At 42.1% G+C, this 11,473-nt stretch carries 7 protein-coding genes; 4 read left to right on the plus strand and 3 right to left on the minus strand.

The window, feature by feature from the left end; genetic code table 11:
- Positions 1 to 5: 5 nt before the first annotated feature.
- The gene (gene priA / locus L1D51_RS10295) at positions 6 to 2,186 is read right to left on the minus strand and encodes a primosomal protein N' (RefSeq protein ID WP_239963611.1); all 2,181 of its coding nucleotides are present in this window, start codon (positions 2,184 to 2,186) and stop codon (positions 6 to 8) included.
- A gap of 233 nt (positions 2,187 to 2,419) precedes the next feature.
- Between priA and rpmE the strand changes: the two genes are divergently transcribed.
- Together rpmE and L1D51_RS10305 are read left to right on the plus strand one after the other, a co-directional pair.
- The gene (gene rpmE / locus L1D51_RS10300; protein WP_036973208.1) at positions 2,420 to 2,635 is read left to right on the plus strand and encodes a 50S ribosomal protein L31; all 216 of its coding nucleotides are present in this window, start codon (positions 2,420 to 2,422) and stop codon (positions 2,633 to 2,635) included.
- Positions 2,636 to 3,333: 698 nt separating this feature from the next.
- Complete coding sequence (locus L1D51_RS10305; RefSeq protein ID WP_054552813.1) at positions 3,334 to 4,575, plus strand: malic enzyme-like NAD(P)-binding protein; 1,242 nt, start codon at positions 3,334 to 3,336, stop codon at positions 4,573 to 4,575.
- A gap of 100 nt (positions 4,576 to 4,675) precedes the next feature.
- On the opposite strand, the gene metJ is transcribed toward L1D51_RS10305, so the two are convergent.
- Positions 4,676 to 4,996, minus strand: a complete 321-nt coding sequence (metJ, locus tag L1D51_RS10310; protein WP_054563330.1) for a met regulon transcriptional regulator MetJ — start codon at positions 4,994 to 4,996, stop codon at positions 4,676 to 4,678.
- A 224-nt stretch (positions 4,997 to 5,220) separates the two neighbouring features.
- On the opposite strand from metJ, the gene metB reads away from it, so the two are divergent.
- Both metB and metL read left to right on the plus strand, forming a co-directional pair.
- On the plus strand, positions 5,221 to 6,480 hold the full coding sequence (metB, locus tag L1D51_RS10315; RefSeq protein ID WP_054563331.1) for a cystathionine gamma-synthase: 1,260 nt from the start codon (positions 5,221 to 5,223) through the stop codon (positions 6,478 to 6,480).
- Between the two features lie 5 nt (positions 6,481 to 6,485).
- Positions 6,486 to 8,831 (plus strand): bifunctional aspartate kinase/homoserine dehydrogenase II, encoded by a 2,346-nt coding sequence (metL, locus tag L1D51_RS10320; protein WP_239963612.1) that lies wholly within the window; start codon positions 6,486 to 6,488, stop codon positions 8,829 to 8,831.
- A gap of 83 nt (positions 8,832 to 8,914) precedes the next feature.
- Here the strand turns inward: metL and L1D51_RS10325 are convergent, their stop codons facing one another.
- Positions 8,915 to 11,419: a penicillin-binding protein 1A gene (locus L1D51_RS10325; RefSeq protein ID WP_239963613.1), complete on the minus strand. Its 2,505-nt coding sequence runs from the start codon at positions 11,417 to 11,419 to the stop codon at positions 8,915 to 8,917.
- Between the last annotated feature and the right edge of the window lie 54 nt (positions 11,420 to 11,473).

An 11,473-nucleotide genomic window follows, 5' to 3' on the forward strand; every position in this document is an offset into this window, starting at 1 on the left:
GGCCTTTAAATCATATCTATAGGATCAACATCTAAGCTCCAACGCACCTTTTGCGCTAATTTACTGGTACTTATATAGTCGACCATTTGCGCTAAATATTGGTGTAAGTGGGAGCGTTCCTGCGCCTGAATATGTAACTGAAAGCGATATTTACCTGCTACACGTTCCAGTGGTGCAGGTATCGGACCGAGCAATTGTATACCAGATACGTTCTGGACAGGAACCAAATCAGTTAAAAAATCCATCACTTGATTTATGTTATGTCCTTCGGCACGAACCATAGCCATATTTGTGATTGGCGGAAGCTGCGCGTCTTCTCGCTCTGTGAGTGCGTAACGGGCAAAATCTTGATAACCATTATTAACTAAGTCTTGCAGTAGCGGGTGCTCAGGAAAGTGAGTTTGTAATAATACTTGCCCAGGTTCTCCACTGCGACCAGCACGGCCTGCCACTTGCGTAACCAGTTGCGCTAAATGCTCTGTGGCGCGAAAGTCACACGAATATAATCCACTGTCGACATCTAGGATTAAAACAAGGCTAACATCGGCAAAATGGTGGCCTTTTGCCAACATTTGCGTGCCAACTAAGATACGCGCACCGCCTTGGTTAATATCATCAAGGGCTTTTTCTAAGCTGCCTTTACGACGAGTTGAATCTCGGTCGATACGACTAATCGGAATGTCAGGGAAGGTTTGTGTTAAAAACTCTTCGATTTGTTCAGTGCCTTTGCCATTTGGAAAAATCTGCGTGCTGCCGCAATCAGGGCATTGGTGAGGCACGTGATGTTGTTCACCACAGTGGTGACAAATCATCTGGCCAATGGCTTTATGAAAGGTTGCACTGGTGCTACAACGTGAGCACTCACTTAGCCAACCACACTCATGGCATATGAGGGTAGGCGAAAAACCTCGACGGTTTAAAAATACCATCACTTGCTTGCCACGTTCTAAATGCTGACGCATGTAGGCAAGGCTGGCATGGGCAATCCCTGCTTGCTCAGGCTGGCCTTTCATATCAATTAATTGAAACTGGTTATCAGTACTGGTTTGGGCGCGTTCAGTTAGACTCAACAGCTGATATTTGTTATTAATTGCTTTATGTAAGGTCTCAAGTGCCGGTGTGGCACTACCTAGAACGAGTGGAATATTATGCTGGTATGCTCTATAAGCGGCTAGGTCTCTAGCATGATAGCGTAGTGTATCTTGTTGCTTAAACGAGCTGTCGTGCTCTTCATCAACGATGATCATGCCAAGAGATAAAAAGGGCAAGAAAATACTCGAACGTGTGCCGATCACTATAGCGCAGCTGCCTTTTTCACAGAAACGCCAAGTTTGTAAGCGCTCGTTATCTGTTAGAGCTGAGTGCCAAAGCATAATGGGGGTATCGGGAAAGCGGCGACGAAAACGGTTGACCGTTTGGGGTGTTAAGCCAATTTCAGGCACTAATACTAAAGCTTGCTGACCTTTTTTGAGTACTTCTTCTAGGCATTGCAAATACACTTCGGTTTTACCACTTCCGGTAACCCCTTCAAGCAAAAAGCTTGTAAAGCCATTAGCTTGGTTAATGCTAGTGCAGGCAACAGCTTGCTCTTTATTAAGCACCGGCTTGCTACCAACACTAGGCGCGCGTTGCTGCCATTGGTTATCATGTTCAATAAACTGAGTGATCAGTTCTTTATCGAGCAGACTGTCGATGGTTTTTTTGGTAAATCCGAGTGCTTTTAATTCTGTAACCGATGATTTGCCCGATTCGGCTAGCTGCTTTAATAAACTTAACTGGGTTTTTGCTTTCAGCGACGGCAGCTTTGCACCTTTATCGGTCAGCTCAACCATAATAATACTGGTTTTATCTGGGCATTCGCCTTGCCTTAATGCAGCCGGAAGTGCCGTATGAATGGTCTCGCCCAATGGGTAACAGTAGTAGCGTGCTGTGAATTTTAGTAATGCTAAATGTTGCTCAGATAAAACTGGCGTGTCGTCTATAACATCAATAATCGGCTTTATTTTGTCAGCAGGAACATCGGTTGATGTTTTAAGAGCCAAGACCACGGCAACCTTTTTTTGACTACCAAATGGCACGCGAACGCGCATACCTGGCTTTAACTCAGGGCTATGCAGCAGCTGTTCAACTTTATAATCGAAGGTACGCTGTAAAGGGACTTTTATGGCAACTTCTACAAAGTGCATGACAACTCAACTGAAACAAAGGTAGAAAGATAATGTACTAAAATTACTGTTAAAAACCTACCAACAAATACTGAACAACACGCCATTTGATTATTTTTTTAGCGAAAGATGCATTTAAAGCTTGTCGCAAGGTCACTTGAGCTATAAAATACGCGGCCTATTAATTGTATTAACTGCGTATGGTGCCAGACTTCGGGTTTGGAGAGCGATACGGCCTTAACTAGAGGTTCCCTATGAAAGAAGGTATTCACCCTAAGTACGAAGCTATCACTGCAACTTGTTCATGTGGTAACAAATTCGAAACTAGCTCAACTCTTTGTAAAGACATCCACTTAGACGTATGTTCTGAGTGTCACCCGTTTTACACTGGTAAGCAAAAGATTTTAGACACTGGCGGCCGTGTTGATCGTTTCAACAAGCGCTTCGGTGCACTTAGCAGCAAGAAGTAATCTCTGCTGTTTAGTTAAAAAAAGCACCTTAGGGTGCTTTTTTTATGCCTAAAATTCACAAACGACATTATTGATACCAATCCGCAATAATACTTAATCATTTTGAGGGATTAAACCTGTCGCTATCTGCGTTGAAAACTTCTGATTTAAAACAACTAAATAACGAAATTCTTGCCTTGCTATCAACGAGGTTTTATTGCCTCAAAATAGATCACTTAATTAAGCGAATTGGTATAACGCTGCCACTTACTTATCATCTTCACTTATGTATCTTGCATAACTATTTCTGGCTGTTATGCCCATTATGTCGCTAATTTTGCAGACAAAGTGCCACCCCTTGGCTATATTCTTGTTTGTATAAACTTTCATAAAAGTTATTAAAAATAATAAATTTAAATAACTTTGTGAGTAAATGCTGTGAACTTCGTTGAAATGGCTATTTTGGGCTAACTTCGGCTAATTGCAGTGTACGTGCGTATAAAATACAAAAACACGTGCTTAAAAGGTCATAAATAGGTGAATTTTTATGTCTGATTAATCGCAACTATGCGCAGAAATTGTTGGGAAATCCTTTAAAATTAAGCGATATAGCATATAACAGGATAGACCTGATAATACTTGGAATTTTTATACATTACAGGTATCGTACTGATGCAAGCTCTCTCACTTTTTAACTTTTTGCAGGATACTATCGCGTTATGTCAGATTTTCGTGAACAAGCATTACATTACCACGCTCACCCCGTTCCAGGTAAAATTAGTGTTGAACTAACCAAGCCAGCCGAAACGGTTAACGATCTCGCTTTAGCTTATAGCCCAGGTGTGGCTGAACCAGTCCGTGAAATTGCTGCTGATCCAGCAAATGCCTATAAATATACAGGCAAAGGTAACATGGTTGCGGTTATTTCAAACGGTACCGCAATTTTAGGTTTAGGTAACTTAGGTCCGCTTGCATCAAAACCTGTAATGGAAGGTAAAGCGTTACTATTCAAACGTTTTGCTGGCCTTGACTCAATTGATATTGAAGTTAAACATCGCACAACAGAAGATTTCATTAATACGGTTGCTAACATCGCTGATACGTTTGGTGGTATCAACCTTGAAGATATTAAAGCGCCTGAGTGTTTTGAAATCGAAAAAGCACTTATCGAGCGCTGTGATATTCCAGTTTTCCACGATGACCAACATGGTACAGCTATTGTAACTGCTGCTGGTATGCTTAACGCCCTTGAAGTGCAAGGTAAAGACATCGAAGATGCCATCATCGTATGTTTAGGTGCCGGTGCTGCTGCTGTGGCTTGTATGGAGCTTTTAATTAAGTGTGGCGCACTACGTGAACACATTTATATGCTTGACCGTAAAGGTGTGATCCATACACGTCGTGATGACTTAAACGAGTATAAGCAATTATTTGCTAACAATACCGATAAGCGTACATTACAAGATGTTATTGCTGATGCTGACGTATTCGTTGGTGTATCAGGTCCTAACCTGTTAACAGCAGATGATCTTAAGCTGATGGCTGATAAGCCAGTCGTGTTTGCATGCTCAAACCCAGATCCTGAGATTGCTCCAGAAGTTGCACACAGTGCGCGTAACGATTTAATTATGGCAACGGGTCGTTCAGATTTCCCTAACCAAGTAAATAACGTGCTTTGTTTCCCATTTATTTTCCGTGGTGCGTTAGATGTTCGTGCAACGGCAATTAATGATGAAATGAAAATTGCTGCAGTTCACGCAATTCGTGGTATCGCGAAAGAGCCTGTACCAAGTGAAGTATTAAAAGCAGCTGGCGTTGAGTCACTTGAGTTTGGTGCCGAGTACATCATTCCTAAGCCTATGGATCCGCGTTTATTACCACGTATTGCACGTGCTGTTGCTGAAGCAGCAGTAGAGTCGGGTGTGGCGCAAATCGACATGCCAGAAGATTACATGCGTTAAGCTTAATTAGCTATTAGGTATATCGCGCAATAAAAAACTCAGCCTAGGCTGAGTTTTTTTATATCTGCGATTATCGGCGGTGATCCGATGGCCGAAATACTTATTCTGAATCAAGCACTGGGATATCTAATCCCATTTCTTGCATAATTTTTTTAACTTCTTCAGGTACCTTTTCAGGGTTGTCTTTACGTAGGTCGTCATCATTTGGTAATGGTTGACCTGTAAAAGCATGTAAGAAAGCTTCACACAATAACTCACTGTTCGTCGCATGACGCAGGTTATTGATCTGGCGGCGTGTACGCTCGTCAGTTAATACTTTTAATACGTTGAGTGGGATCGATACGGTAATCTTTTTTACTTGTTCTGATTTTTTACCGTGTTCTGCATATGGGTGAATGTATTCACCGTTCCATTTAGCCATAAGTTGTTTCGTTGCCTCGGTTGTCAGTGATTTACGCCTTATTCACAGCGCAAGATGCGGAAATTCTATCTCTTTAAAAAAGATAGTCAAATACTAGTTATTTAGCCATCTAGTGGTGTAAATGTATAAACTTCTATGTATAAGCCATAAATGCTTTGACTTCTCATATTTGATCATCTAACCTTTTAGACGTCTAAACATCCAATTTAAGAATAGGTGATGAAATGAGCGAAAAAAATAAAGCGACGATTGCTGTTCGTCACGGCATCGAAGCCGATAAACATCATGGTGCGGTTGTACCGCCAATTTACTTATCAACCACCTATTCGTTTGCTGATTTTGATACTAAGCGCCAGTATGACTATGGTCGCAGCGGTAATCCAAATCGCGATATCTTAGCTGAAACCTTAGCAGAGCTTGAAGGTGGTGCTAGAGGTATTATAACTGCAACAGGTATGTCTGCAGTGCATTTAGCCACTCAGCTATTAAACAGTGACGATACGTTAGTGATCCCACATGACTGTTATGGCGGTAGTTACCGTTTATTCACCTCGCTTGAAAAACGTGGCCTGTTAAAACTAAAAGTTTTGGATTTAACTAAAACTGAAAATCTCCAAGAAATTTTAGCGATTAAACCCAAGTTGATTTGGATTGAAACGCCAAGTAACCCAATCTTGCGTTTAACAGATATTAAAGCAATTACTAGTATTGCTAAGCAGTGTGGTGCTTTGGTTGCGGCTGACAACACCTTCTTATCACCTGCATTACAAAACCCAATTGAGTTTGGTGTTGATATTGTTGTGCACTCAACAACTAAATACATCAATGGTCACTCTGATGTAGTGGGTGGTGCAGTAATTGCTGCAACGCAAGAGCTAGGCGACGAGCTTGCTTGGTGGGCGAATAATATCGGTATTACTGGTGCACCATTTGACAGCTACTTAACGCTTCGTGGTTTACGTACTTTAAATGTACGCCTAAAGCAGCACCAAGAAAATGCCTTTGCCATTGCTGATTATTTAGAAAGCTCACCTTATGTAAGCCAAGTTTATTACCCAGGCCTTGCTTCTCACCCACAACATGAGCTTGCTAAAGCACAGCAACGTGGCTTTGGTGGCATGGTGAGCTTTGATATTAAAGGCGATATCAACGATGCAGCAGCGTTTTTAACAAGCCTAAAAGACTTTAGCCTTGCTGAGTCGCTAGGTGGGGTAGAAAGCTTGATTTGTCACCCTGCAACAATGACCCACGCAGGTATGGAGCCTAAAGCGCGCCTTGAAGCCGGTGTAGGCGATACGCTGATCCGTATTTCTGTAGGCATTGAAGACGTAAAAGATCTCATTGCAGATTTAGACCGTGTTTTCAATTTAGTAAAACCAGGTCAGGGCCAACAAGTTACAAAAGCTGAAGCTAAGCTAACACAGCAAGATACACAGCAAAACGCGTCATTTAAGTTAACGCCAGCACATACGGCATTGTGGTAGAAGAAATGGTAAATATTGTTCATAAATTTGGTGGCTCAAGCTTAAGCTCGGCAGATCGTTACCATGCGGTAGCGAACATTGTTCTTGCGAATACTGATCAGGGCGATTGCGTGGTTGTGTCGGCATCGGGTAAAACAACTGATACCCTGGTAAAGCTTTGGCAAAGTTACCAGCAGCAAGATAGCCAAGCTGTTAGCGATATTCTATTGCTTATTGATAATAATCAACGGGCTTTAATTGAGCAGTTACTTATAGGTCAGAATAAACAACAGGCCTTGGCACAGTTAAAAGATGAACTTGCCGTATTAAATGAATTAATTAGTCAACAGCAGTTACTTGAAGCACCTTTACTTGCTCATGGTGAAGTGTGGTCGGCGCGGTTATTGGCCGCTTACCTAAATCAGTTAGGTGTTGATGCGCAAGATGTTGATGCAAGGCAGTTATTTACTCTAAATGATGGTCAGCTTTTACATCAAAAAAACCAACAGCAATGCAGTGATGCGATTAGCAGAAAACATATCAACGTAGTAACGGGTTTTATAGCAGCAGATTGCCAAGGTAATACGGTGACATTAGGCCGTAATGGCAGTGATTACAGTGCCACCTTGTTAGCGAGTTATACTTTTGCTAAGCAAGTGTCTATCTGGACAGACACACAAGGTGTATTTAGTACTGACCCTCGTAAAGTTAAAAATGCAGTTAAGTATGCCAAGGTGTGCCGCGAGCAAGCTAACTTATTAGCGCGTTTAGGTAACCCAGTATTGCATGCAAAAACCTTGTCGCCGTTAAAAGACACAGAAATTAAATTGGTGGTAAGAAGTAGTTTTGATTGTGATGCAACGCCAACCGAAGTAGTAAAAGAAGGTTACAGTAAAGCAAAGCGTTTTATTACTACCTTAGATAACATCGATTTATTAAGGGTTGATAAACTAAGCAGTGGTGAAGTCGGTGAACTTAGTCAGTTAATTCAACACAGCCTGCACCACTTTACTAAAGATGGCGATACTTACTTATTAGTGCCAGGTCAAAGCACTCACCAAGTTGTAAGCCACTTAGCGGGCCGTGCAAATATTGTCGAGTCTAATTTAAGTGGTTGTGCAGTGGTTGCACCGACGGCTGATGTAATTGCGCTGACAGAGCAAGCGACAGCACTTTTAAAAGAGCAAAGCATTCATCCGCGTTTTGTACAACAAGACTATAACTATGTGTTGATCTTAAACGATCAGGCAATTGATAGTGATGTTTTAACCCTTCTACATGACAAGCTTGTAAACAAAGGTCAAGAGCTGGCTATTATTGTTGCTGGCCTTGGTAATGTAGGCGAAGTATTCTTATCGCAACTACAAGCTCAGTTTGCTCGTTTATCTGCTCAGTACAAGGTAAAAGTTGTAGCTCTTTTACGCTCTAAACAAATGCTTTTTAGTGCCAGTGGTTTAAATACCGAAACATGGCAAGAGCAGTGGCATAATGAAGCGCAAAGCTACGATAAAGCTGAGTTATTAGCACGTATCAATGAGCTAGATTATGAGCACAAAGTAGTGATTGATATCACTGCCAGTGAGGCTTTTAGTCAGTTATATCCTGATTTTGTAGAGCTTAACTGTCATTTGATCAGTGCAAACAAATATGCGGGTACTGCCGCGCATAGTTGGTATCAAAACTTACGTACTAATTTAGCTGAGCGAAATCTACTATGGCGCTACAACACCAGTGTAGGCGCAGGTTTACCGATTAACTTTGCTTTAGCTGATTTACAAAATAGCGGTGACAGTATTAACCGTATTGAAGGGGTATTCTCGGGTACTTTATCGTGGTTATGTAGCAGTTACGATGGTAGCGTGCCGTTTTCAGATTTAGTGCTTCAAGCTCAGCAAATGGGCTATACAGAGCCAGATCCTCGTGAAGACTTATCTGGCCGAGATATGCAGCGTAAACTACTAATTTTAGCGCGTGACTTAGGCCTAGATTTAGAGCTAGATGACATTGCTTTAACACCTCTGATGCCTGAACAGCTTGCAGCAGGAAGCTGGCAAGATTTTCTTGCAAACAAACAGCTGCTCGATGAATTTATGACAGAAAAAGCAGCGCAAGCTGCGGCAGAAGACAAAGTGGTGCGCTACACCGGTGCTATCACACTCGTTGATGGCAAGGTTCAGGCGCAAGTTGGTTTAGTTAATGTTGGCAAAGATGATGTATTAGCAAGCCTCAAACCGGGCGATAACATCTTTGTGATCAATTCACAGTGGTATACAGACAATGCATTAGTGATCCAAGGCCCTGGAGCGGGTAAAGAAGTCACTGCGGCTGGGGTTCACTCAGACCTATATTGGCTGGTAAATAACCTAAAATAATTTTGCTGATCTTAGTTTAAATAGCTAAGCAAAAAGCGCCCCAAGGGCGCTTTTTTATTGTTTCAAAATAGTAATTCACTTATTTAGAACAACTCTTCCTCTGTGCTGAGCTTTTCTTCAAATACGTCTGTTGGTTGATCAAGTACGTACTTTGTTGGTGCTGTGCCTTTAATGAAGTACTCAAAACGGCTGGTGTAGTCATTCTTATGGCTTAAAAGACCTGTTGCTAAGTCGATACGAACCGATACCAAACCTTCAGGAAACTCAATAGGTGCTTCTGGCATGCCATCGAGGGCAGCACGCATAAAGTCGACCCATGCAGGTTGTGCGGTTTTAGCGCCCGATTCCGCACCAGAGATTTGTGACTTATCGAGGTTACTATTGTAGGTCGAGCGGCCAAGGGCTTTTCCTGGGTTATCAAAACCAACCCATACCGAGGTCATCACATTGCGGTTAAAGCCACTGAACCAAGTATCAACCGAGTCATTAGTAGTACCTGTTTTACCTGCTAGATCGCGACGATCAAGTGCTTGTGCACGCCAGCCTGTACCACTCCAGCCGGTTTTGTGAGTCCAGCTACCACCACCCCAAATTGCGCTGTGCATAGCTTGCGAAATTAAGAATGCATTTTGCTTTGAAATGATACGCGGAGCACAACGCGGAGTGCTCACACCTTGTGCCTGATCCAATTGATTATCATCTAATGATGCAAACTCTGGTGTAACAACCTGCTCAGGTTCATCACAGGCAAGTTCTGGCTCTGTTTTGAATAACACATTACCAGCAGAATCCTGAATTTCAGAAATAAAGTAAGGGGTAATTAAGTGGCCGCCATTGGCGAAAGTACTCATTCCGCGAGCTAGTTCAAGAGGAGTGATTGAGGCACTTCCCAGGGCCAATGACTCGCTACGATTAATATCACTATTTAAAAAACCAAACTTAAGTAAGTGATCTGCTGTACGTTCAAGACCTACACCACGTAGTAAACGTACAGAAATTACGTTTTTAGATTGAGCGAGTGCACGGCGTATTCGGATAGGGCCATTATAAACCGCCGGGCTATTCTTAGGGCGCCATGCTACACCTTGGCTTTTATCCCATTGATTAATTGGTGCATCGTTAAGAATTGAAGCGAGTGTGTAGCCGTTTTCAAGTGCTGCTGAATAAATAAATGGCTTGATGTTTGAACCAACCTGGCGTTTTGCTTGAACTGCGCGATTGTATTGGCTTTGTTCAAAGCTATAACCACCGACAATGGCTTTAATACGACCATCTTGTGGGTCAAGTGAAACAAGTGCGCTCGATGCTTCTGGTACTTGGCTAAGGATGTAGCTTTCATCTGCATTTTTACGCAGCCAAATTTGCGCTCCCGCTGATAAAATTTCAGTAGCCGTTTTTGGTGCGAAACTTTGACGGTAACGGGTAATATATTTGCGTGCCCATTTTAGACCATCCCACTCAACCGTCACTTGTTCGCCGCTTTTTAATAGCACATCAATTGATTGCTCAGCGACATTAGTTACAACACCAGCTAATAGTGGGCCAAACTCTTTGACATCTTTTAATTTAGATAAGATCTCTTCTTGGCTAAGTGGACTTTCGTTTTCACTGTCCCATAACTGAGCCGTCGCACCACGGTAGCCATGACGCATGTCGTAAGCGTGTAGATTATCAACAATGGCATCTTGTGCAGCTTGCTGAATATTTGAATCAACACTGGTGTAAACTTTAAAACCAGTATTGTAAGCACGCTCATGACCATAGCGTTCAACCATTTCAGCACGCACCATCTCAGAGATATAAGGGGCGTACACTTCAATTTCTGCACCATGGAATTTAGCTGTAATTGGCGCATTGATAGCCTCTTCGTATTCACTCTGTGTAATATACTTTTCGGTATACATACGGCCTAGTACAACGTTGCGACGAGCCTTTGCGCGTACAGGGTTGCGAATAGGGTTAAGGGCTGAAGGAGCCTTAGGTAAACCAGCGATCATCGCCATTTGCGCTAAAGTAAGCTCATTGAGGTCTTTGCCGTAGTAAACTTGTGCTGCTGCACCAATACCAAAAGCGCGGTTACCTAATTCAATTTTATTTAAATATAATTCAAGGATTTCGTCTTTACTTAATATACTTTCAATATGTAAAGCGATGAAGATCTCTTTGACCTTACGAATGTATGCTTTTTCTCTAGTTAAGAAGAAGTTACGGGCAAGCTGCATGGTTATAGTACTTGCGCCTTGTTTCTTTTCGCCTGTAGATATGAGTACAATGGCTGAACGGACGATACCAATTGGATCGATACCAATATGCTCGTAAAAACGGTTATCTTCTGTTGCTAAAATTGCATCGATTAACGGTTGGGGGATTTGGTCTATTGTAACGGGAATGCGGCGTTTTTCACCGAATTGGTTAATCAATAATCCATCACGTGAGAATACCTGCATAGGTGTCTGTAATTGAACGTCTTTTAGAACCTGTACGCTAGGAATATCAGGTTTAACGTAATAGTATAGACCAACTAAAGTGATTAGTCCTAAAAATGAGCAGATGATAATAAATTGTAAAGTTCGCTTTAATAAAATCACTTATATTTTCCCTAAATGGACTCCCAATTAGAATCGGAGACTGCTAGTATATAT

Origin of the sequence: Pseudoalteromonas shioyasakiensis (genome assembly GCF_022398475.1) — a bacterium.
Taxonomy (GTDB): Bacteria; Pseudomonadota; Gammaproteobacteria; order Enterobacterales; family Alteromonadaceae; genus Pseudoalteromonas.

Excerpts from the sequence above, each read along its gene's own strand:
- priA (WP_239963611.1), bottom strand. The coding sequence starts at position 2,186 with ATGCACTTTGTAGAAGTTGCCATAAAAGTCCCTTTACAGCGTACCTTC.
- rpmE (WP_036973208.1), top strand. The coding sequence starts at position 2,420 with ATGAAAGAAGGTATTCACCCTAAGTACGAAGCTATCACTGCAACTTGT.
- L1D51_RS10305 (WP_054552813.1), top strand. The coding sequence starts at position 3,334 with ATGTCAGATTTTCGTGAACAAGCATTACATTACCACGCTCACCCCGTT.
- metJ (WP_054563330.1), bottom strand. The coding sequence starts at position 4,996 with ATGGCTAAATGGAACGGTGAATACATTCACCCATATGCAGAACACGGT.
- metB (WP_054563331.1), top strand. The coding sequence starts at position 5,221 with ATGAGCGAAAAAAATAAAGCGACGATTGCTGTTCGTCACGGCATCGAA.
- metL (WP_239963612.1), top strand. The coding sequence starts at position 6,486 with ATGGTAAATATTGTTCATAAATTTGGTGGCTCAAGCTTAAGCTCGGCA.